20 protein-coding genes are annotated in these 20,312 nt (G+C 69.0%); 13 read left to right on the top strand and 7 right to left on the bottom strand.

Annotation, left to right across the window (positions count from 1 at the left end; all coding sequences use genetic code 11):
* Window positions 1-109: 109 nt before the first annotated feature.
* The 4 genes from pdxR (at window position 110) to AC3A6R_RS06980 (ending at window position 5,155) form a co-directional block, all read left to right on the top strand.
* Window positions 110-1,630, top strand: coding sequence for a MocR-like pyridoxine biosynthesis transcription factor PdxR (pdxR, locus tag AC3A6R_RS06995; RefSeq protein ID WP_487864096.1), 1,521 nt, complete (start codon window positions 110-112; stop codon window positions 1,628-1,630).
* 819 nt (window positions 1,631-2,449) lie between these two features.
* Window positions 2,450-3,472, top strand: coding sequence for a taurine ABC transporter substrate-binding protein (gene tauA / locus AC3A6R_RS06990; RefSeq protein ID WP_487864095.1), 1,023 nt, complete (start codon window positions 2,450-2,452; stop codon window positions 3,470-3,472).
* 11 nt (window positions 3,473-3,483) lie between these two features.
* A complete protein-coding gene (locus AC3A6R_RS06985) occupies window positions 3,484-4,272 on the top strand; it encodes a taurine ABC transporter ATP-binding protein (protein WP_487858315.1) in 789 nt (262 codons plus the stop codon).
* Complete coding sequence (locus tag AC3A6R_RS06980; protein WP_487858314.1) at window positions 4,265-5,155, top strand: ABC transporter permease subunit; 891 nt, start codon at window positions 4,265-4,267, stop codon at window positions 5,153-5,155. Before AC3A6R_RS06985 ends, AC3A6R_RS06980 begins: the two co-directional genes overlap by 8 nt.
* Here the strand turns inward: AC3A6R_RS06980 and AC3A6R_RS06975 are convergent.
* Entirely contained in the window at window positions 5,073-6,119 is a 1,047-nt protein-coding gene (locus tag AC3A6R_RS06975; protein ID WP_487858313.1) for a LysR family transcriptional regulator, read from the bottom strand. The genes AC3A6R_RS06980 and AC3A6R_RS06975 overlap by 83 nt on opposite strands.
* Window positions 6,120-6,225: 106 nt before the next feature.
* Here AC3A6R_RS06975 and AC3A6R_RS06970 point away from each other — a divergent pair, with 106 nt between their 5' ends.
* Genes AC3A6R_RS06970 through AC3A6R_RS06950 form a run of 5 tightly spaced genes read left to right on the top strand, consistent with a single transcriptional unit; the run spans window position 6,226 to window position 9,709 of the window.
* Window positions 6,226-7,275 (top strand): SAM-dependent methyltransferase, encoded by a 1,050-nt coding sequence (locus tag AC3A6R_RS06970; protein WP_487858312.1) that lies wholly within the window; start codon window positions 6,226-6,228, stop codon window positions 7,273-7,275.
* On the top strand, window positions 7,272-7,814 hold the full coding sequence (locus AC3A6R_RS06965) for a DUF2878 domain-containing protein (RefSeq protein ID WP_487864094.1): 543 nt from the start codon (window positions 7,272-7,274) through the stop codon (window positions 7,812-7,814). The genes AC3A6R_RS06970 and AC3A6R_RS06965 overlap by 4 nt, the downstream gene beginning before the upstream one ends.
* The gene (locus tag AC3A6R_RS06960) at window positions 7,807-8,616 is read left to right on the top strand and encodes a DUF1295 domain-containing protein (RefSeq protein WP_487864093.1); all 810 of its coding nucleotides are present in this window, start codon (window positions 7,807-7,809) and stop codon (window positions 8,614-8,616) included. Before AC3A6R_RS06965 ends, AC3A6R_RS06960 begins: the two co-directional genes overlap by 8 nt.
* A complete protein-coding gene (locus AC3A6R_RS06955) occupies window positions 8,613-9,245 on the top strand; it encodes a DUF6134 family protein (RefSeq protein ID WP_487858309.1) in 633 nt (210 codons plus the stop codon). Before AC3A6R_RS06960 ends, AC3A6R_RS06955 begins: the two co-directional genes overlap by 4 nt.
* Window positions 9,246-9,292: 47 nt before the next feature.
* A complete protein-coding gene (locus tag AC3A6R_RS06950) occupies window positions 9,293-9,709 on the top strand; it encodes a DUF2177 family protein (RefSeq protein ID WP_487858308.1) in 417 nt (138 codons plus the stop codon).
* 1 nt (window position 9,710) lies between these two features.
* Here AC3A6R_RS06950 and AC3A6R_RS06945 read toward each other — a convergent pair whose 3' ends face one another.
* From AC3A6R_RS06945 to AC3A6R_RS06935, 3 genes are all read right to left on the bottom strand, one after another.
* Window positions 9,711-10,172, bottom strand: a complete 462-nt coding sequence (locus AC3A6R_RS06945) for a carboxymuconolactone decarboxylase family protein (protein ID WP_487858307.1) — start codon at window positions 10,170-10,172, stop codon at window positions 9,711-9,713.
* Window positions 10,173-10,278: 106 nt separating this feature from the next.
* Window positions 10,279-10,938: a ChrR family anti-sigma-E factor gene (locus AC3A6R_RS06940; protein WP_487864092.1), complete on the bottom strand. Its 660-nt coding sequence runs from the start codon at window positions 10,936-10,938 to the stop codon at window positions 10,279-10,281.
* Complete coding sequence (locus tag AC3A6R_RS06935; RefSeq protein WP_487864091.1) at window positions 10,935-11,597, bottom strand: sigma-70 family RNA polymerase sigma factor; 663 nt, start codon at window positions 11,595-11,597, stop codon at window positions 10,935-10,937. The genes AC3A6R_RS06940 and AC3A6R_RS06935 overlap by 4 nt, the downstream gene beginning before the upstream one ends.
* A gap of 117 nt (window positions 11,598-11,714) precedes the next feature.
* Here AC3A6R_RS06935 and AC3A6R_RS06930 point away from each other — a divergent pair, with 117 nt between their 5' ends.
* From AC3A6R_RS06930 to AC3A6R_RS06920, 3 genes are read left to right on the top strand one after another with little or no spacing between them, the layout of a single operon-like run.
* On the top strand, window positions 11,715-13,097 hold the full coding sequence (locus AC3A6R_RS06930) for an NAD(P)/FAD-dependent oxidoreductase (protein ID WP_487858304.1): 1,383 nt from the start codon (window positions 11,715-11,717) through the stop codon (window positions 13,095-13,097).
* Window positions 13,094-13,891 (top strand): DUF1365 domain-containing protein, encoded by a 798-nt coding sequence (locus tag AC3A6R_RS06925; RefSeq protein ID WP_487858303.1) that lies wholly within the window; start codon window positions 13,094-13,096, stop codon window positions 13,889-13,891. Before AC3A6R_RS06930 ends, AC3A6R_RS06925 begins: the two co-directional genes overlap by 4 nt.
* Window positions 13,888-15,147 carry a class I SAM-dependent methyltransferase gene (locus tag AC3A6R_RS06920; RefSeq protein ID WP_487864090.1) on the top strand — a complete coding sequence of 420 codons (1,260 nt, stop codon included), beginning with the start codon at window positions 13,888-13,890 and terminating at the stop codon, window positions 15,145-15,147. The genes AC3A6R_RS06925 and AC3A6R_RS06920 overlap by 4 nt, the downstream gene beginning before the upstream one ends.
* On the opposite strand, the gene AC3A6R_RS06915 is transcribed toward AC3A6R_RS06920, so the two are convergent.
* The gene (locus AC3A6R_RS06915; RefSeq protein ID WP_487864089.1) at window positions 15,148-16,470 is read right to left on the bottom strand and encodes an MFS transporter; all 1,323 of its coding nucleotides are present in this window, start codon (window positions 16,468-16,470) and stop codon (window positions 15,148-15,150) included. It lies immediately after the preceding gene.
* Between the two features lie 86 nt (window positions 16,471-16,556).
* Entirely contained in the window at window positions 16,557-18,200 is a 1,644-nt protein-coding gene (locus tag AC3A6R_RS06910; RefSeq protein ID WP_487864088.1) for a GMC family oxidoreductase, read from the bottom strand.
* 100 nt (window positions 18,201-18,300) lie between these two features.
* Between AC3A6R_RS06910 and AC3A6R_RS06905 the strand changes: the two genes are divergently transcribed.
* A complete protein-coding gene (locus AC3A6R_RS06905) occupies window positions 18,301-19,113 on the top strand; it encodes an IclR family transcriptional regulator (protein ID WP_487858299.1) in 813 nt (270 codons plus the stop codon).
* A 187-nt stretch (window positions 19,114-19,300) separates the two neighbouring features.
* On the opposite strand, the gene AC3A6R_RS06900 is transcribed toward AC3A6R_RS06905, so the two are convergent.
* A complete protein-coding gene (locus tag AC3A6R_RS06900; protein WP_487864087.1) occupies window positions 19,301-20,176 on the bottom strand; it encodes a DUF2272 domain-containing protein in 876 nt (291 codons plus the stop codon).
* Window positions 20,177-20,312: the final 136 nt, after the last annotated feature.

Here is a 20,312-nt window from a genome sequence, read left to right as displayed (position 1 = left end):
TCCTGAATTGAATGCTGCAAGCGTAGGCAGCACGCTCGCCGGGCGATAGGGCCAGATGGGGGAATTCGACCGAGCCAGAACACAGCCCTTGCCCTACACTGCGGCGCCTATGGCCAACCACCGAGCGACCCAGTGGGCGCAGCTTTTCGCGTTGCCCGACCAACCCGCGCTGCCGCTGCAGGGCCGATTGCGTGCCGCCGTCGTGCAGGCGATCCTCGAAGACCACCTGAGTCCCGGCGCGTCGTTGCCCTCGTCGCGCGAGCTGGCCGCACTGCTCGGCCTGAGCCGCAACACGGTCACGTCGGCCTACCTGCAGCTGATCGACGAAGGCTTCCTCGAGGCGCGTCCGCGCAGCGGCGTGTTCGTGGCGCGCAATGCCCGCCCGCTGTCGGCCGCGCATGCCGAGCCGCTGGTGGGGCGCAGCGGCCAGTCGAGCCAGCCGCCCGACTGGCCGGCGCGCGTGCTGCGCTCGCTGCAGGACAAGCCCACGCTTTCCAAGCCCGACCGCTGGCGCGACTATCCGTACCCCTTCGTCTACGGCAACTACGACCCGCAGCTCTTTCCGACCGAGGACTTCCGCGAATGCTGTGCGCGCAGCCTGGCGCGCTCGCAGCTGCCGCACTGGACGCCCGACTTCGAGACCGACGACGTGCCCGAGCTGATCGAACAGATCCGCACGCGGCTGTTGCCCAAGCGCGGCGTGTTTGCCTTGAAGGAGGAGATCCTCGTCACACTCGGTGCGCAGCATGCGTACTACCTGTTGGCCGATGCGCTATTCGGCGAGCAGACGCGCGTCGGCCTCGAGGAGCCCGGCCATCCGCATGCGCGCAACAGCTTCTCGATGCGCAACCCCAAGTGGGTCGAGGTGGCGGTCGACGACGAGGGCCTGGTCGTCGATGCGCTGCCGGCGGCCGACTACCTCTTCGTGACCCCGTCGCACCAGAGCCCGACCACCGCCACGCTGAGCCTGGAGCGCAGGCAGTGGCTGCTGCGCAAGGCCGAACTGCAGGACTTCGTCATCATCGAGGACGACTACGAGGCCGAAAACCTCTATGAGGGCACGCCCATGCCCGCGCTCAAGAGCCTCGACAAGACGGGCCGGGTCATTTACGTGGGCTCGGTGTCCAAGAGCCTTTCGCCCGCGTTGCGGCTCGGCTTCATCGTGGCGCCGCGCGCGCTGATCAAGGAACTGCGGCTGATCCGCCACGCGATGGTGCGGCACCCGAGCGCGTTCCTGCAGCATGCCTATGCACTGTTTCTTTCGCTCGGCCACCACGAGTCGCATGCGCGGCGCGTGAATGCGGCGATGCAAGACCGGCTCGCGATCGCTGCCAAGGCGTTGCGCGAGCATCTGCCGGAGTTCGATTTCACGCTGCCGCAGGGCGGGGCCTCGATCTGGGTGCGGGCGCCTGCGTGGGTGGATGCGGGGGAACTGTCGCTGATGGCGCGCAGCCATGGCGTGCTGATCGAGGCGGGGGACGTGTTCTTTGCGAAGCCGCCTTATCCGTGTCCCTTCTTCCGGCTGCGGTTGTCATCGATTGCGGCGGGACAGATTCTGGCGGGGATCCAGGCGCTGGGAGCGGCGTTCGAGGAGTTGGCGTTGGCGCGGGGGGAGGTTCGGGCGCATTGAGGGGGTTGTCGGCTTTGTTTTTTGCCTGAGGCCGGGTTTCGCCCCGGCGGGCGACTCACTTTCTTTTGCTTCGCCAAAAGAAAGTAAGAAAAGAAAAGGCGACCCCTGCTGTCTGTGTCCCTTCGCTTCGCTACGGGCAACCTGTGGTGCTCGGCTGCGGCGGGGGTCCGCAGAACTCGCTTCGCTCAAACAGCTGCGGCCCTGACCCCGCCTCCGCCTGCGCTCCTCGGCACAGCCAGAAGGGAGTGGGGCCCCCACGGGCCATTGCTTCGCTCGGCTGTCTTGCTCCCTCTCCCTCCGGGAGAGGGCTGGGGGTGAGGGCTGCGGCGGTAATCAAGGCGCTCCTTTGCCCAGGCCGTCGGCCCTCACCCTGACCCTCTCCCGGAGGGAGAGGGAAAAAGAGGGCCGAGCGCAGCGATGGCCTGCATGGTTCCCAAATCCCCTCTGGCTGCGCCGAGGAGCGGAGTGTTTCGCGGATCAGGGCTCGCAGCTGTTTGAGCGAAGCGAGTTCTGCGAGACCCCGCGAAACGCGAGCACCGCAGGTTGCCCCGTAGCGCAGCGAAGGGGTCGCAGACAGCGGGGTCGCCTTTTCTTTGGCTACTTTCTTTTGGCGAAGCAAAAGAAAGTAGCTCGCCCGCCGGGGCGAGACCCGGCCCCGGGAAACGCACCGACCCCGTGCGCCCCCACTCCCAGCGCACCAGAACGAGGGTATTTCCCAACCCCCTGGCTCCATCCTCCCCCCCCTGCTGGTACTTCCTCCCGGGACCCAACGGGTGCAAAGTCCGCCCAGGTTCACCACCATCACCCGGAGGAAAAGAAATGACCACGTCCCGCCGTCTCTCCCTGAAATGCGCAGCCGCCTTCACTGCCGCTGCTGCCGCCGCCATGCTGTGCGCAGGCTCCGCTTTGGCACAGAGCAAGGAACTCACCTTCGCGCACCAGGACATGCTGGTGCCGTTGCGACTCGTCATGGAGTCGGGCGAGGTCGAGAAGGCCACCGGCTACAAGATCAACTGGCGCATGTTCTCGGGCGGCGGCGACGTGATCCGCGCCATGGCCTCGGGCGACGTGCAGATGGGCGAAACGGGCTCGAGCCCGCTCACCGCCGCGGCCAGCCAGGGGCAGGACATCAAGCTTTTCTGGATCTCGGCCGACATCGCCAATGCCGAGGCCCTCGTGGCGCGCAACGCATCGGGCATCAACAGCATGAAGGACCTGGCCGGCAAGAAGGTCGCCACGCCCTTCGTCTCGACCGCGCACTACCAGCTCATGGCCGGCATGAAGATGGAAGGCGTCGACGCGAGGAAGGTCAACGTCATGAACATGCGCCCGCCCGAGATCGCGGCCGCCTGGGAGCGCGGCGACATCGACGCCACCTTCATCTGGGACCCGGTGCTTTCCAAGATCCGTTCGAACGGCAAGGTCATCGCCACCTCTGGCAGCATCGGCCAGCGCGGTGCACCGACCTTCGAGGGCATCGTGGTCAACGCCAAGTGGGCGGCCGAGAACGAGCCGTTCATGATCGCCTTCGTCAAGGCGCTGAACCGTGCGAACGAGGAGTACAAGGCCTCCGGCAAGAGCTGGACGCCCGATTCGCCGCAGACCAAGGCGATGGCCAAGTGGACCAAGGCCGACCCGAAGAACGTGGGCGCGGTGATGGCGCTCTACAGCTTCCCGACCATGGCCGAGCAGGTGTCTCCCACCTGGCTGGGCGGCGGCGCGGCCAAGGCCATGGCGGGCACGGCGGCTTTCCTGAAGGAGCAGGGCCGGGTGCAGGAAGTCAAACCCGACTACGCGGCCTTCGTAACCACCACCTACGTCGAGAAGGCGATGGCCAAGTAAGGCACCCCCCCATGCCCACGCTCGACATCCGCGACCTCACGGTCAACTACGCCGTCAAGGGCGGCACGCTGCAGGCGCTGGCGCCGGTCAACCTCACCATGCGCGATGGCGACTTCGTCGTCGCACTGGGCGCCTCGGGCTGCGGCAAGACCACGCTGCTCAATTGCATCGCGGGCTTCCTGCCGCCGTCCAGTGGGCAGATCCTGCTCGATGGCCAACCCGTGGTCGGCCCTGGCGCCGACCGCGGCGTGGTGTTCCAGAAGCATGCGCTCATGCCCTGGCTCGACGTGCGCGACAACGTGGCCCTGGGCATGCGGCTCGCCGGCGTCGGCAAGGCCGAGCGCGACCGCGTCGCCGAAGAGAAACTGGCGCTGGTCGGCCTGCAGAAGTACGCCGACCGCGCCGTCTACGAACTCTCGGGCGGCATGCAGCAGCGCGTGGGCATCGCTCGCGCGCTGGCCAGCGACCCCGCCGTGCTGCTCATGGACGAACCCATGGGGGCGCTCGACGCCTTCACGCGCGAGCAGGTGCAGGAGATCCTGCTGAAGGCCTGGTCGACGTCGAACAAGATGGTGTTCTTCATCACCCACTCGGTCGAAGAAGCACTGTTCCTCGCGACGCGGCTGATCGTGATGAGCCCGAGCCCGGGGCGCATCTCGCACATCTACGACGACGTGCCGTTCTCGCGCCAGTTCCTCGCGCACGGCGATTCGCGCAAGGTCAAGTCCGAGCCCGAGTTCATCCGTATGCGCGAGGAGGTGCTCTCGATCATTCACCACCGCGAGGCCGAACATGCCTGAGGCCACCATGGCAACAACACCTTCCGCCACCGTCGTCACCCCACCCACCCGGCCCGCCGCGCCGCCGCCGGTGGCGGCCGGCACCCAGCTCAAGACCAGCGCCTTCAAGGTGCCCGGCGAGGGCTCGAGCGTGACCATCAGCGTGGTCACCGTGGCGGGGCTCATCGCGCTGTGGTTCCTCGTCACGAACATGGGCTGGGTCAAGCCGCTCTTCCTGCCGTCGCCGCAAGCCGTGTTCCAGCAGTTCCACGAATACCTCACGGGCCAGGCCAACGACAAACCGCTGTGGCAGCACTTCCTCGCGAGCATGTTCCGCGTGTTCTCGGCCTTCCTGCTGGCCTGCGTCACGGCCATTCCGGTGGGCATCGCGATGGGCATGAGCCGCGTCTGGCGCGGCATCTTCGATCCGCCGCTCGAGTTCTACCGGCCGCTGCCGCCGCTCGCGTACCTGCCGCTGATCATCATCTGGTTCGGCATCGACGAGCTGCCGAAGGTGCTGCTGATCTTCCTGAGCTGCTTCGCGCCGCTCGCGCTGGCCGCGCGCTCCGGCATGCGCAGCGCCTCGCAGGAGCAGATCAATGCGGCCTACTCGATGGGTGCCAGCTACGTGCAGGTGATCCGGCACGTGATCCTGCCGTCGGCGCTGCCGGACATCCTGGTGGGCATGCGCATCGCGATCGGCTTCGGCTGGACCACGCTGGTCGCGGCAGAGATGGTGGCCGCCAACATGGGCCTGGGCCAGATGGTGCTCAATGCGTCGAACTTCCTTCGCACCGACATCGTCATCATGGGCATCATCGTCATTGGCGTGGTGGCGTACCTCTTCGACCTGCTGATGCGCTGGCTCGAGCGACGTCTGGTGCCCTGGAAAGGGCGCATGTAGTAGGCGCCGGCCGCGGCGGCAACACCGGCTGCAGCGCCGGGATCGCCGACAGCACTGGCGCGCTGCCGGCGACGCTGCCCACGGCCGGCAGCATCGACTGTTCCAGGAAGTCGAGCATCGCGCGCATCGCCGCGCTGTTGTGGCGGCGCTGCGAATAGGCGGCGTACAGCCAGTGGTCGTGCGGCATGTGCTCGCGCAGCACCGGCACCAGCGCCCCGCGCTCCAGGTGCGACTGCGCCAGCGGCTCGGGCACATAGGCCACGCCGGCGCCGCGCAGCGCCAGTTCGATGAGCGCGAGGGCGTCGTTGGCTTCCATGCGGCTGTGCACCGGCACCTCGTAGGCCTTACCGCCGGTTTCGAACGGCAGGTGCGAGGTGGGCGCCGCCGAATAGCTCAGCACGTCGTGCCGGCCCAGGTCTTCGGGCACCTGCGGCATGCCGCGCCGGGCCCAGTAGGCGGGGCTGGCGCAGACCACCATCTCGAACTGCACCAGCCGGCGCACGATCAGGTTCATGTCGTCGATGCGCCCGCCTGTCAGGTGGATGTCGATGCCTTCCTCGATCAGGTCGACCGCGCTGTTGGTGAACACCAGGCTCACGTACACGTCCGGGTAGCGCTGGATGAATTCGGCAATCACGTCCGAGAGCCAGCCTGCGATCAGGCCGTGCGGCGCGCTCATGCGCAGCCGTCCGCGCGGATGCGCACCGTGCGCCTGCAGGTCGTTGAGCGTGTTCTCGGCCATCGCCACCAGCTCGGTGCTGCGATCGAGCAGCACCTGCCCGGCGTCGGTCAGGCTCAGCGAGCGCGTGGAGCGGTTGAGCAGGCGCACGCCGCTGCGCTGCTCCAGCTCTGCCACGTAGCGGCTCACCGTGGCTTTCGACATGCCGAGGGAAATGGCTGCGCGGGAGAAGCTGCGCCGGAACGCGACTTCGCGGAATGTCTTGATGAGATCGAGGCCGTCCATGGTGGCCGCATTGTTCCAGTTCCCGCAAAGGCCGCAGATCCGGCAGGCCCATTCCTGCGTATAGCGCGTGCCGGCACCACGCCCCCGGGGCCGCGAACAAGGAGCCATGCGCATGTCGCAAACCGCTGAATTTGCCATCCGCTCGGTGGAGCAGGGCCTGGTGCCCGATCGCCTGCTGCGGCTCGGCATCCGCCGCCTGCTGAAGGCGCGGCTGGCCGAACTGCACGGCGGTGCCGCGGCACCGGCCGCCGACCTGACGCGGGAGTTCATCCGCGGCATACGCTCGGCCGAACTCGCACCCCTGCCCGAGAAGGCCAACGAACAGCATTACGAGGTTCCCGCGGGCTTTTTCGGCGTGGTGCTCGGCCGCCACCGCAAGTACAGCAGCTGTTTCTGGCCCGAAGGCGTCGAGACGCTGACGCAGGCGGAGGCCGCGGCGCTCGCGGCGACCTGTGCCCGGGCCGGGCTGTCGGACGGGCAGGACGTGCTCGAGCTCGGTTGCGGCTGGGGCTCGCTGTCGCTCTGGATGGCGCAGCACTATCCGGCCAGCCGGATCACCGCGCTGTCCAACTCCCATTCGCAGCGCGCGTACATCGAGGCCGAAGCCGCGCGCCGCAACCTGCACAACCTGAGTGTGGTGACCCGTGACTTCAACGACTTCGACACGGCCGAGCGCTTCGACCGCATCGTGTCGGTCGAGATGTTCGAGCACCTGCGCAACTGGCCGCGCGCCTTTGCCAACCTGGCGCGCTGGCTGCGCGCCGATGGCCGCTTCTTCATGCACGTCTTTGCGCACCGCGGCGCGCCCTATGCCTTTGTCGAACGCGACGCGAGCGACTGGATGAGCCGCCACTTCTTCTCGGGCGGCATGATGCCGAGCGACGACCTCGCGCTGCGCTGCCAGGACGACCTGCGCCTGCTCGACCAGTGGCGCTGGGATGGCACGCACTACCAGCGCACCGCCGAGGAATGGCTGCGCAACATGGACGCGCACCGCGCCATGCTGCTGCCGCTGTTCAAGGCCACCTACGGCGACGATGCCGATGTGTGGTGGACGCGCTGGCGGCTCTTCTTCCTATCGGTGGCCGAGCTCTTCGGCTTCGACGCCGGCCAGCGCTGGTGGGTGAGCCACTATCTTTTCGAGCGGCGCGCATGACAGCCTCGGTGCAGGTAGCGAACTTCGTCGTGTTCCAGCTGGCCTGGTTCGCCGCGGTGCTCGGCGCCGCGCATGGCATGCCGCTGGCCGGTACGGCTTGCGTGGCGGCGGCCGTCGGCTGGCACTTGTGGGTTTCGGCCCGGCCCGCGCAGGAAGCGCGGCTCGTGGCACTGGCCTGCGTGGTCGGCCTGGCCGTGGAGACTGCCATCGTGCAGCAGGGCCATGTGGCCTATCCGTCAGGTCAGCCGGTGTCGGGCTTGCCGCCGTACTGGATGGTCGCGCTGTGGGGCCTGCTCGCCATCGCGCTCAACGTGACGATGCGCTGGCTGCGTCCGCGGCTTTGGCTGGCCGCGGCGCTCGGGGCCATCGTGGGGCCGCTGTCCTTCGTCTCGGGCGTGCGGCTCGGCGGCGCGCAGTTCGTGCATGCCGAGCCCGCGCTGCTGACGCTGGCGCTGGTCTGGGCGGTGCTGCTGCCGGCCCTGGTGCGGCTGTCGATGCGCTTCGACGGCGTGATGTCGGCGGAGGCGCGACATGCCTGACGTTTCCTTCGGCCTGGTCGGCGCCGCGCTCGCTGGCCTCGCGTTCACTGCCACGCTGGCCTTCGGCACCTGGCTCGCGAGCCTGGCGCGGCACGATGCAAGCCTGGTCGACCGTGTCTGGTCGCTGTGCATCGCGGGGGCGGGCGCGGTGTATTTCTTCTTGCTGCCGCCGCAGGCCGGGCTGCGCGGGCTTGGCATGATGCTGCTCGCCGCGTCATGGGCGCTGCGGCTGAGCCTGTTCATCACCTGGCGCAATTGGGGCCACGGCGAAGACCGGCGCTACCGCGAGATCCGCGCGCGCAACGAGCCGAACTTCGGGCTCAAGAGCCTGTACCTGGTGTTCGGCTTGCAGGCGGTGCTGGCGTGGACCGTCTCGGCGCCGCTGCTGGCCGGCATGCATGGCCAGGGCGCGCTCGGTGCCCTCGATGCCGCAGGCTTCGCGCTGGCCGCCTTCGGCCTGGGCTTCGAGGCCATTGCCGATGCGCAGATGGCGCGCTTCAAGGCCGACCGCGCGAACGCGGGTCGGGTGATGGACGGCGGCCTCTGGCGCTACACGCGGCATCCCAACTACTTCGGCGAATGTTGCGTCTGGTGGGGGCTCTGGCTCGTGACCATGGGCGGCGCGGGATGGGGTGGCGCCTGGAGCATCGTGTCGCCCGTGCTCATGACGGTGCTGCTGCTCAAGGTTTCGGGCGTGCGCCTGCTCGAGAAGGACATCGCCGAACGCCGTCCGGCCTACCGCGACTACATCGCGCGGACCAACGCGTTCTTGCCCGGACCTGTGCGAAGGGAGACACCATGACGAAAATGCAATGGGTCGCCGTGCTGGCCTGCGCGACGCTGCCCTGTGCCGTACAAGCGAACGAATGGAACTTCAGCGTCTTCCTCGACGACAAGCCGATCGGCGAGCACCGCTTCAGCGTGACGGGCCCGACCGAAGCGCGCAAGGTGCTCAGCGAGGCCGGCTTCGCCGTCAAGCTGCTGGGCCTGACCGTGTACCGCTACCGCCACCGTGCGGTCGAACAGTGGCGCGGCGACTGCCTGCGCACGCTCGATGCAAGCACCGACGACGACGGCGAGACGAGCCGGGTGCGCGCCGAGCCCGCGGGCGACGGGCTCGCCGTGACGGTTGGCACCGGCACCGCCGCGCAGACGCTGCCGGGCTGCGTCATGAGCTTTGCCTACTGGAACCCCGTCATCCAGCGCCAGGCGCGGCTGCTCAATGCGCAGAACGGCCGCTACGAGAGCGTGCAGGTCCGCCCGTTGGCAGGCGGGACGCTGGCGGTGCGCGGCCAAAGTATCGCGGCCATGCGCTGGCGCATCGACGGCGCGGCGCAGCCGATCGACGTCTGGTATTCGGCCGAGGGCGAATGGCTCGGGCTGGATTCGACGGTCGAGGGCGGGCGCAGGCTGTCGTACCGCCTGAAGTGATCTTTTGCCTTCTTGGCTTTCACACGAACAACAGGAGTTTTTCCATCATGTCCCTTCGGCAATTCGCCATCGCCTACCTCGCCGCGGCCGTGGTTTTTCTGGTGCTCGACGCCATCTGGCTGACCACGATGGCCGACCGGCTCTATCGTCCGGTGCTCGGCCACCTGATGCTCGAACGCTTTGCGCTCGCACCGGCCGTGCTTTTCTACGTGATCTACCTCGTCGGGGTGGTGGTGTTCGCGGTATCGCCCGCGCTCGCCAGCGGGCGCTGGCTCAGCGCGCTGGGCCACGGCGCGCTGCTCGGCCTCCTGGCCTATGCGACCTACGACCTGACCAACCAGGCCACGCTCAAGGATTGGTCATGGACCGTGACGATCGCCGACCTGTGCTGGGGCACCTTCGTGACCGCCGTATCGGCGGCCGCGGCCGCGAAGGCCGCGCTGACCTTCGGCGCGGCGCGCTGAGTCAGCCGGCCGCGTAGGGCGTCTCGGGCACCTGCATGTGGAAGCTGGCATTGAGCATGTTCCACGAGCGGATCGCGCAGACCGCAAAGGTGAGGTCCGCGACCTCGGCGTCGCTGAAGTGACGTCTCACGGCCTCGAAGTCGGCATCGCTGGGCGTGCGCTGCGGCACCGCGTTGACGGCCTCGGCCCAGTTAAGCGCGGCGCGCTCGGCTTCGCCGAAGAACCGCTCCGCCTCGCGCCAGCCGGCCACCGCATTGATATGGCGGGGGTCCATGCCTTGCTTGACCAGGTCGGCCCAGTGCATGTCGATGCAAAAGGCGCAGCCGTTGATCTGGCTGATGCGCAGGTTGATCAGTTCTCGCAGGCGCTTGTCCAGCGTCTTGCCGGCGGCGTACGAGAACTGGGCGCCGGCGCGGGCCGCCGCAGGCGCGAGGGCGTGATAGTCGAGTCGTGCTTGAGACATGGTGAACTCCTTCGGTCTTGAGGTTGAGATATACCTCTTAGACGGGCGGGCGCTCGGCGTTGTGACAGTCGACGCAAAAAAGACGATTTTCTTCAACCGCCCCCGGTCACATCCCCACCAGCGCCCCCAGCGTGCGCGCAATCACCCCATCGAACAGCACCCGTCCACGCACCGACGCAAGGCAGATGCACTCGCTGCCGGCCTGAACCACCGGCTGGTGCTGGAAGCTCCCGTCGCCCTCGTCGAAGTCGCCGGGGCCGAACAGTGCGCGGCCGTCGTGGAAGGTGCCGTGCATCACCTGCGTGAGCTCCGAATCGCTGTGCGTGTGCAGCGGCAGGTTCTTGCCCGCGGCGATGCGCAGCAGAAAGACGTTGGCCGCGGGATCGTCGGGCAGCGTGACGCGGCTCCAGCGCATGCCCGGCCCGAGCCAGCGCCAGGGCGTGGCCGGGCAGGCGGCCAGGGCGCGCGGCCAGGCCATGCCGGGCGGCAGCACGGGCCGCGGCACCGGAGCGGGCGCCAGCCGCGGTGGCGGCGGCGGCGGCGCGTCGATGGCGGCCAGCGTGCGCGCGAGCGCGTCGGGGGCCATGGCTTCGGGCGGCAACGCGTCGAGCAGCGCGCCGCCCGCGGCTTCGAGCAGGCGCATGCGTTCGCGGCAATGCGCGCAGCCTTCCACATGGCTCGCGACGACCACCGCGTGGCCGCGCTCGAGGCTGCCGGCCGCGTGGGCAAGCAGCAGGTCGTCGGCAGGATGGTGTTGAATGGTCATGGTTCGTATCCGTCGAGCAGCCGGCGCAGATGGCGCACGGCTAGCCGGACGCGCGATTTGACTGTACCGAGCGGAAGGCCGAGCGTCTCGGCGATCTGCGAATGGGGCTGCTCCTCAAAGAAGGAAAGGCGCAGCACGTGCGCCTGCTCGGCCGGCAGTTGGGCGATCGCCTCGCGCACGCCGGCCTCGCGCTGCCGGGTCAACAGCAGGTCGTCGGGCTGGGGCAGGTCGTCGGGCGCGGCATCGCCGTCGAGTTCGTCGGCGTCGGCCGTGGGGCGGTTGCCGATGCGGCGAAAATGGTCGACGCGCAGGTTGCGCGCAATGGTGAAGATCCAGGTCGAGACGTTCGCGCGGCGCGCATCGAAGCTCGGTGCCTTGCGCCAGACGCTCACCATGGCTTCCTGCGCCAGTTCTTCGGCCAGACCTTCGGTGGTGCCGAGCCGGATGAGGTACGACTTCACGCGTGGCGCGAAATGCTTGAAGAGCGCGGCAAAGGCCTGCCTGTCGCCCTGGCGCGCCACGGCTTCGGCCAGGCAGTTGAGTTCTTCGCTTGTCGGCATCGCGTCGCGGCCCTGATGCAGTGTCACCATCGACAGCCAGGGCGCTCGCGATCGGGGCCGCGCGAGGACCGGTGCCTGGGCATGTCGGACGGTGTTCATGCTGCTCCTACGCACCGCCGGCGGGATTAGATCACAGCGCATGCGGCGCACCCCCCGGGCAAATCCAAATCGGTAGCGGCTGCGTACAAGCGGCTACATGTTGTTTCCGGAGCCTCCATGACCGTTGCCGCCGCCCCCGACGCTTCCTTGCCGCCCCCTGGCACCGTGGGTGAAAGCGCGCTCGACATCGCCGTGATCGGCAGTGGCATCTCGGGCCTCGCGGCGGCCTGGCTGCTGTCGCAGCGGCACCGCGTCACCGTGTACGAGGCCGATGGCCGGCCGGGCGGCCACAGCAACACCGTGCAGGTGACGGGGCCCGGCGGCCAGGCGGTGGCGGTCGACACCGGCTTCATCGTCTACAACGAATCGGCCTATCCGAACCTCACGGCGCTCTTCGCGCACCTGGGCGTGGCGACGCAGCCGTCCGAGATGTCGTTCGCGGTGAGCCTCGACGACGGTGCGCTCGAGTATTCGGGCAGCGGGCTGCGCGGGCTGTTCGCGCAGCCCGCCAACCTCGTCAAGCCGCGCTTCTGGGCCATGCTGCGCGAGCTGGTGCGTTTCTACCGCGAGGCGCCGGCCGATGCCGCGCGGTTCGGCCTGCAGCCGCTCGACAGCTACCTCGACGCGCGCGGCTACGGCCGCGCCTTCCGCGACGACCACCTGTACCCGATGGCCGCCGCGATCTGGTCGACGCCCGCCGCACGCGTGGGCGACTACCCGACCGAAGCCTTCGTGCGCTTCTGCGAGAACCACCAACTGCTCAGCCTCGGCGAGCGGCCCGCGTGGCGCACCGTCACGGGCGGCAGCGCGCGCTATGTGGCGCGGCTGATCGAAGGCATCGGCGAGCCGCTGCGGCTCGACAGCGCCGCGGTCGAAGTGCGGCGCGACGCCAGCGGGGTGTTGGTGCGCACCGACGGAACTGCCGCCCCGCGGCGCTTCGACCAGGTGGTGATCGCCACCCATGCCGACCAGGCGCTGCGCCTGCTGCCCGACCCGAGTGCCGCCGAGACGCGGCTGCTCGGCGCCTTCGGCTACAGCCGCAACCGCGCGGTGCTGCACAGCGACCTGGCGCTGATGCCGCGGCGGCGCGCGGTCTGGTCGAGCTGGAACTACGCGGCCGACCGCCGCCGCGCCGAAGCGCCCTGCGTCACCTACTGGATGAACCGGCTGCAGGGGATTGCCGACGACACGCCGCTTTTCCTCACGCTGAACCCGGTGCGCGAGCCCGCGCCCGGTCACATGCTGCGCAGCGAGGTCTACGAGCATCCGGTGTTCGACCCGCATGCGATGCGCGCGCAGGACGAACTGTGGTCGCTTCAGGGGCAGCGCCGCACCTGGTTCTGCGGCGCCTACTTCGGCGCCGGCTTCCACGAGGACGGACTGCAGGCCGGCCTGGCCGTGGCCGAGGCGCTTGGCGGCGTGCGCCGGCCATGGAACGTGGCCGGCGAATCGGACCGCATCCGCCTTCGGCCGCGCCAGCGCGTGGAGGCAGCCGCTTGAACGACGACGCCGCGCTCTACGTCGGCCGCGTCATGCACCAGCGGCTGCGCCCGGCGCGCCACCGCCTCGGCTACCGCGTGTTCTCGATGCTGGTGGACATCGACGCGCTGCCGGCGCTGTCGCGCAGGCTCCGGCTCTTCTCGTTCGACCGTTTCAACCTGTTCAGCCTGCATGCGCGCGACTATGGCGCGGGCGACGGCCTCGGGCTGCGCGCGCATGTCGAGCGGCAATTGCTCGCTGCGGGCCTGCGCACCGGCGGCGCCATCCGGCTGCTCAGCATGCCGCGCATCCTCGGCCATGCCTTCAATCCGCTCAGCGTGTATTTCTGCGACCACCCCGAAGGCGGCCTGCAGGCGGTGCTCTACGAGGTGAACAACACCTTCGGCCAGCGGCACAGCTACCTCATCGCGGTGGACGAGGCCGAGCGTCACGGCGAGCGCATCGCGCAGCAGTGCGCCAAGCAGTTCCACGTTTCGCCATTTCTCGACATCGACATGCACTATGCCTTCCGCGTCGAGTTGCCCGACCGGCTGCGGCCCGGGCTCGGCATCGGCATCACCGCGTCGGACGCCGAAGGTCCGCTGCTGGTCGCGCGCTTCGATGCCGAACGCCGCCCGCTCGGCGATGCGACGCTCGCGCGGGTCTTCTTCTCGCATCCGCTGCTGACGCTGAAGGTGGTGGGCGCCATCCACTGGGAAGCACTTCGGCTGTGGGTCAAGGGCGCGCGCTTTCGCAGCTGTCCGCCCGCGCCTGCGCAGCCTGTGAGCATTGTTGTTGGAACCAAGGACGCATGAACACGACCACCTCCACCCCTTCCGCGTCGAACAACCTCGAGGCCGATGTCCATTGCCCGCCCGCCGCCTGGACCCGCCGGCCGCTGCGCCGGCTGCTGGTGCGACTGCTGCGCGGCGTGCGCTGCGGCGCCATCGCTGTGGAGCTGCCGAACGGCGAACGCGTGGAAGGGCGCGGCGCGGCCGACGGCCCGCATGCGGCCATCCGCCTGCACCGCTGGCGCCCGCTCGCGCGCATGCTGCTGCGCGGCGACATGGGCCTGGCCGAGTCGTACCGCGACGGCGACTGGACGAGTCCGGACCTGACGGCGCTGCTCGAGTTCGGCATCCGCAACGAAGAAGGCTGGGGCCGTGCCTTCGAGGCCTCGCTGCCCGCGCGGTGGTTCGGCCGCGCGATGCACCGCCTGCGCGCCAACACGCGCCGTGGCAGCCGGCAGAACATCGCCTTCCACTACGACATGGGCAACGCGTTCTATGCCCAGTGGCTCGACCCCGGGATGATCTATTCGAGCGCGCTCTACGCCACCGGCGACGAGACGCTCGAAGAAGCGCAGGCGGCCAAGATCGCGCGCATCGCCGAGCTCCTGGCACCGGCACCGGGCGACGCGGTGCTCGAGATCGGCTGCGGATGGGGCGCGCTGGCGCTGGCGCTGGCCGGCCGCCACGGCGCGCGCGTGACCGGCCTCACGCTCTCGACCGAGCAGCTCGCGCATGCGCAGCAACGGGTCGACGAAGAGGGGCTGGCATCGCGCGTCGACCTGCGCCTGCAGGACTACCGCGATGCCGGCGGGCAGTACGACCGCATCGTGTCGATCGAGATGCTCGAGGCGGTGGGCGAACGCTACTGGCCGGTGTACTTCGACACGCTGCGCCAGCGCCTCGCGCCGGGTGGCGTGGCGGTGGTGCAGGTGATCACCATCGCCGACGAATTCTTCGAGCGCTACCGGCGCAGCCCCGACTTCATCCAGCGCTTCATCTTCCCGGGCGGCATGCTGCCGTCGGTCGGCGCGCTCGAAGCCGAGGCGGCCCGCGCCGGGCTCACGCTGGCGCGTGCCGAATCCTTCGGCGGCAGCTACGCGGCCACGCTCGCCGAGTGGCGTCACCGCTTCCTGGCGGCGTGGCCGGCGATCGAGCCGCTGGGCTTTGACGCCTCGTTCAAGCGGCTCTGGGAGTACTACCTCTGCTATTGCGAGGCGGGCTTCCTGTCGGGCCGGGTCGACGTCGGGCTGTTCACCCTCGGGCACTGCCCCGCCGAATAGCTAGCGTGCGGGTTGCACCGCCTCGGCCGGCGCTTCCTCGATGGCCGGCGAGCGTCCGATCATCCAGGCGCACGCCGCCGACACCGCGCCCGCGAACAGCACGTACATGCAGATCTGCCACGGCTCCCCACCGCCCGACTTGAGCAGCGCGGTGGCGATGATCGGCGTGATGCCCGAGGCGAAGATGCCCGAGAACTGGTAGACGAACGAGATACCCGTGTAGCGCACCTTGGCGTCGAACAGGTCGCAGAACAGCGCCGCCTCCGGCCCGTACACCGAGGCGTACAGGATGCCGAACGGCACGATGATCGCGAGCCACACCAGCAGCACGTTGCCACCACTGTTCATCATGAGCCAGAAGCCCGGGAACGCCGACACCGCGGTGATGATCGAGCCCCACATGTAGACCTTGCCGCGTCCCATCTTGTCCGAGAGCCGGCCGAAGAAGGGAATGAAGAAGATCATCACCACCGCCGCCGCCATCACGCCCAGCAGCGCGTCGGTGCGGCTGATCTTGAGCGTGCCGGTCAGGTAGTTGATCGAGAACACGCCGAAGATGTTGAAGAACACGCCGTCGATATAGCGCGCGCCCATGCCCTTGAGCACGTTGCCCGGATAGCGTCGCAGCATGTCGACGAAGGGAATGCGCAATTCGGCGTTGCGCGCCTTCACTGCGGCGAACTCCGGCGTCTCCTGCACGTGCAGCCGGATGTACATGCCCACGATCACCATCACGCCCGAGAGCAGGAAGGCGATGCGCCATCCCCACGCCATGAACTGCTCGTCGGTCAGGAGCCACGACAGCAGCGCCACCACGCCCGAAGCCAGGCACAGGCCGATGGCCAGGCCGATCTGCGGCAGCGACGCGTAGAAGCCGCGCTTGCCCTTGGGCGCGTACTCGTACGCCATCAACACCGCGCCGCCCCATTCGCCGCCCAGGCCGATGCCCTGCGCAATGCGAAGCAGCAGCAGCAGAATCGGCGCGGCGATGCCGATCTGCGCATAGGTAGGCACCAGCCCGATCAGGAAGGTGGCCACGCCCATGATCATCAGCGTGATGACCAGCATGCTCTTGCGTCCGATCTTGTCGCCGAAGTGGCCGAAGATCACGCCGCCCAGCGGCCGCGTGACGAAGCCCACGGCAAAGGTGGTGTAGGCCAGCATGGTCGACACCACCGGGTCGCTGCCCGGGAAGTAGAGCTTGCTGAACACAATGCCGGCCACCACGCCGTACAGGAAGAAGTCGTACCACTCGATGGTGGCGCCCACCAGCGCCGATATCACGACTTTGCGGATCTTTCTCTCTTCGACCGTTGCGCTCATTTGCCTGTCTCCTTTGGGTTGTCTTCGTCGCGGCCTCTCGCGGGCCGTGCGCCTTCAGCGGACTTCCAAGCTCACACCGACCGAACCTAAAGCTGAAGCGCAGTCATGGACGCCATCGCGTCCTCTCTGATCATGTCCACGGCCTTCTCGGCCATCATCACGGCGGGCGCGTTGGTGTTGCCGGACACCAGCGTCGGCATCGCCGAGCAATCGATCACGCGCAGCCCGGCCACGCCGTGCACGCGAAGGCGCGCATCGACCACGGCGAGCGGGTCGCTGCCCATGCGGCAGGTGCCGGTGGGATGGAAGATGGTGGCCCCGTTGTTGCGGCAGAACTCCAGCAGGTCGGCATCGCTCGCGGCATCGGGGCCGGGCTTCACCTCTCGCTTCACGTAGGGCCGCATCGCGGGCGCCTCGGCAATGGCACGCGCCGCCTTCATGCCCGCCACCGTGGTGGCGCGATCGAGTTCGGTCGCCAGGTAGTTGGGTTGCATCTCGGGCGGCTCGGCCGCATCGAGCGAGCGGATGCGCACATGCCCGCGCGACTCGGGCCGCAACTGGCACACCGACATGGTGAAGCCCGAATACGGATGCACCTTGCCGCCGGCCATGTCGGCCGAGAGCGTGGCTACGTGGAACTGGATGTCGGGCGTGGCGGCCACCGGCTTGCCGCGCTCGTCCTTCAGCGCGCGCATGAAGCAGCCGCCCTGGTTGATGCCGACCGCGAGCGGCCCGGTGCGGTGCATCAGCCATTCCATGCCCATGCTCGCCTGCCCGAACCAGGAGTTGAGCTGGTCGTTGGTGGTGATGGGCTTGGCGCACTCGTAGCCGAGGCGGATCTGCAGGTGGTCCTGCAGGTTCTCGCCGACGCCGGGCAGGTCGTGCACCACGGGCACGCCGAAGCGCTCGAGCAGCGCGCGCGGGCCGATGCCCGAGAGCTGCAGCAGCTGCGGCGACTGGATCGACCCGGCCGCGAGCAGCACCTCGGCGCGGCAGCGCGCGGTCTTCGTCTCGCCGCCCTGGCGGTAGGTGATGCCCACCGCACGCCGGCCGTCGAGCACCAGCCGCGTGGCCAGCGCCTCGGTCGCGATGCGCAGGTTCGGCCGGTTCTTCGCTGTCGTCAGGTAGGCCTTGGCCGTGCTGCAGCGCCAGCCCTTGTGCGTGGTGAGCTGGTAGTAGCCCGCGCCTTCCTGCGTGGCGCCATTGAAGTCTTCGGTGCGTGGCACGCCGATCTGTTCGGCGCCCTCGATGAAGGCCTCGATCAGTTCGTGCCGGGCCGCGATGTCCGATACCTTCAGCGGCCCGTCGCCGCCATGAAAGGCGCTGGCGCCGCGCTGGTTGCCTTCGGAGCGGATGAAATAGGGCAGCACGTCGTCGTAGCCCCAGCCCGCATTGCCGAGCGCGGCCCAGTGGTCGTAGTCCTCGCGCTGGCCGCGGATGTAGATCAAGCCGTTGATCGCGCTCGATCCGCCCAGCGTCTTGCCGCGCGGCCAGTAGATGCGCCGGCCGTTCATGTTCGGGTCGGGATCGGTCTCGAAGCGCCAGTTGTAGGTGGAGCTCCACATCGTCTTGCCGTAGCCGATGGGCAGGTGGATCCAGAGCGACTTGTCGGCTGGGCCGGCTTCGAGCAGCAGCACGCGCGTGGCCGGGTCTTCGCTGAGCCGGCCGGCCAGCACGCAACCCGCCGAGCCGGCACCCACCACGATGTAGTCGAACTCCTCGTCACGCATGTGTATCGCACTCCCGGGCAATGGAACAATCGCCGCAATGCGATGCATCCTAGGCTAATGTTTTTCGGAACGCAACGTTCCACTTTTAAGGTTTACCCGTATGCCACGACCCGTGCGCGCGTCCGCCGCAGTGCGTAGTTCTTCCGATTCCGCGACCCCCGAGGAGCCGTCTTCCGGCTCATCCGCCGAGCGCAGCCTGCGCCTGTTGGCGCTGCTGGCCAACCAGGGCCGGGCGCTGACCCTCGCCGAGCTCGCGGCGCAGCTCGGCCTGCCCAAAGGCACGGCGCACCGCATCTGCACCCAACTGCTGGGCACCGGCTTCCTGGCGCGCGACGTGGACGAGCGCTCGTTCATCGTCGGGCCCGCGTTGCGCCAGCTGGCGCTGGACACGCTGAACCACGGCACGGTGCGCGGCCTGCGCCACGAGGTGCTGGCCGCGCTGGTGCGCGAGGTCGGCGAGACCTGCAACCTCACCACGCTCGACGGCGCGCAGGTGCTCTACCTCGACCGGGTCGAGGCGCAATGGCCGCTGCGCCTGACGCTCGACGTCGGCTCGCACGTGCCGTTGCACTGCACCGCGAGCGGCAAGCTCTTTCTGGCGCTGATGCCCGACAAGGCGCGCGACACGATCATCGACAGCCTGCCGCTCGAACGCATGACGGCCAATACGCTCATGACGCCCGAGGCGCTGCGCGCCGAGTGCGACGAGATCGCGCGGCGCGGCCATTCGCGCGACCGCGAGGAGTTCATCGCCGGCCTCGTGGCCGTGGCCGTGCCGGTGCGCGACGCAGCGGGTGCGGTGCGCGCCGCGCTTGCGGTGCATGCGCCGACGGCGCGCATGTCGATGGCGGATGCGGTGGCGCGCATCGGTGCGCTGGAGGCGGCGGCGGGGCGCATGGCGGGGCTGCTGTAAGGTGAGTCAGGCCATCGCGAGATGGAGCAAGGGCAGTACCGATCGGCCAGCGAAGTTTTCGCCGCACTCGACGAGAGAGACCGTTCGGCGACGTAGGAGCCGAAGCGGTGTGCGTGCGCCTGGCGTGCACATCATCCAAGCGGATCATGTGTGTTCCTGAGCGCGTCCTGCGCCCCGTCCCCGCGCCTCAGCGCCACTGCAGCAGCAACGACCACGGCTGCCGGCTCATGTGCCGGTCGACGCAGCCCGCGGCGGCGGGGTCGCAGTGGTCGGGCTGGTAGCTCGCATCGAGTGTTCGGGTGCCGGGTGCGAAGTCGAGCCGCCTGCGCGTGACCGACTGCAGCACGTTGCCGCCGACGGCCTCGAAGCCGCGCGCATCGACCTTGACCACCATGTCGCAGTGCATCGGAAGCGGCTCGCCGCCCGTAGGCCGCGTGGCGAGTACTTCGCCGAGCTTCTCGAAGCGGTCGAGCCCGGCGCGGCCCGCGCGTGCATGGCAGACGAGGTCGCCCACGCGTGGCGGCGTGCGCATGAGGTCGCAGGCGCGCATCGCGTAGCGCGTCTCGCGGCCGGCCGCCTCGGCGGCGCCGGCCTGCCAGGCGGCGCCGGCATAGTCCACATGCGCTTCGGAGAAAACGAACTCGTCCGCGCCCAGGCCGGCCTCTCGCGCGAGCCAGCTCACGAAGGCGGCCGACCAAGGTGTGTCGATGGCGGCGACGCGGTTCACCGCGGTTGTCATTGCATGCAGCTCGGCCGCATCGAGGCCCTGGTCGGGGCCCACGCCAAGGCCTTGCAGGTGCGCTGCGCTGGCCTGGTTGAGCGCTTGCAGCAGCAGCGTGCGGTCGGCCGGCCGCAGCGCGCCGAAGCGCACCAGCGACGGCAGCGCGCTGCGGCGCTCCGGCACCGCTTGCCAGTAGCCGTGCACCCGCTGCCACGGCGCGGGGCCCATGCGCAGCGGGCGCGAGGCGTCGGCCTCGGACCAGCCCGATTCGATGAGCCGGCCTTCGGCATCCATCGCCTGCGCGCCGAAGGCGGCGTGCTCGCGCTCGGCGGCGGCCGCCATGGAGAGCGCGCGCGGCGGTGGCGGAAATTGGATGGCCGTGTCGGCGCAACGGGATGCCGCGACGGCAGTGGTGACCGCCGATGCGAACAGCACCAACCCCGTGGCGGCGGCCCGTGCGGCCCGGCACGGGCGACGA

This window comes from Variovorax sp. Soil_C_19 (assembly GCF_057657255.1).
Note: the sequence above shows the minus strand (reverse complement) of the source record. Positions and strands in the feature narration are given on the sequence as shown.

Bases quoted from the DNA above. Each gene is read 5' to 3' on its own strand.
- AC3A6R_RS06960 (WP_487864093.1), top strand. From the start codon at position 7,807: ATGCCTGACGTTTCCTTCGGCCTGGTCGGCGCCGCGCTCGCTGGCCTC.
- AC3A6R_RS06975 (WP_487858313.1), bottom strand. From the start codon at position 6,119: ATGGACGGCCTCGATCTCATCAAGACATTCCGCGAAGTCGCGTTCCGG.
- AC3A6R_RS06900 (WP_487864087.1), bottom strand. From the start codon at position 20,176: ATGGCGGCCGCCGCCGAGCGCGAGCACGCCGCCTTCGGCGCGCAGGCG.
- AC3A6R_RS06985 (WP_487858315.1), top strand. From the start codon at position 3,484: ATGCCCACGCTCGACATCCGCGACCTCACGGTCAACTACGCCGTCAAG.
- AC3A6R_RS06940 (WP_487864092.1), bottom strand. From the start codon at position 10,938: ATGACCATTCAACACCATCCTGCCGACGACCTGCTGCTTGCCCACGCG.
- AC3A6R_RS06935 (WP_487864091.1), bottom strand. From the start codon at position 11,597: ATGAACACCGTCCGACATGCCCAGGCACCGGTCCTCGCGCGGCCCCGA.
- pdxR (WP_487864096.1), top strand. From the start codon at position 110: ATGGCCAACCACCGAGCGACCCAGTGGGCGCAGCTTTTCGCGTTGCCC.
- AC3A6R_RS06955 (WP_487858309.1), top strand. From the start codon at position 8,613: ATGACGAAAATGCAATGGGTCGCCGTGCTGGCCTGCGCGACGCTGCCC.
- AC3A6R_RS06965 (WP_487864094.1), top strand. From the start codon at position 7,272: ATGACAGCCTCGGTGCAGGTAGCGAACTTCGTCGTGTTCCAGCTGGCC.
- tauA (WP_487864095.1), top strand. From the start codon at position 2,450: ATGACCACGTCCCGCCGTCTCTCCCTGAAATGCGCAGCCGCCTTCACT.
- AC3A6R_RS06905 (WP_487858299.1), top strand. From the start codon at position 18,301: ATGCCACGACCCGTGCGCGCGTCCGCCGCAGTGCGTAGTTCTTCCGAT.
- AC3A6R_RS06920 (WP_487864090.1), top strand. From the start codon at position 13,888: ATGAACACGACCACCTCCACCCCTTCCGCGTCGAACAACCTCGAGGCC.
- AC3A6R_RS06970 (WP_487858312.1), top strand. From the start codon at position 6,226: ATGCGCATGTCGCAAACCGCTGAATTTGCCATCCGCTCGGTGGAGCAG.
- AC3A6R_RS06980 (WP_487858314.1), top strand. From the start codon at position 4,265: ATGCCTGAGGCCACCATGGCAACAACACCTTCCGCCACCGTCGTCACC.
- AC3A6R_RS06930 (WP_487858304.1), top strand. From the start codon at position 11,715: ATGACCGTTGCCGCCGCCCCCGACGCTTCCTTGCCGCCCCCTGGCACC.
- AC3A6R_RS06945 (WP_487858307.1), bottom strand. From the start codon at position 10,172: ATGTCTCAAGCACGACTCGACTATCACGCCCTCGCGCCTGCGGCGGCC.
- AC3A6R_RS06950 (WP_487858308.1), top strand. From the start codon at position 9,293: ATGTCCCTTCGGCAATTCGCCATCGCCTACCTCGCCGCGGCCGTGGTT.
- AC3A6R_RS06910 (WP_487864088.1), bottom strand. From the start codon at position 18,200: ATGCGTGACGAGGAGTTCGACTACATCGTGGTGGGTGCCGGCTCGGCG.
- AC3A6R_RS06915 (WP_487864089.1), bottom strand. From the start codon at position 16,470: ATGAGCGCAACGGTCGAAGAGAGAAAGATCCGCAAAGTCGTGATATCG.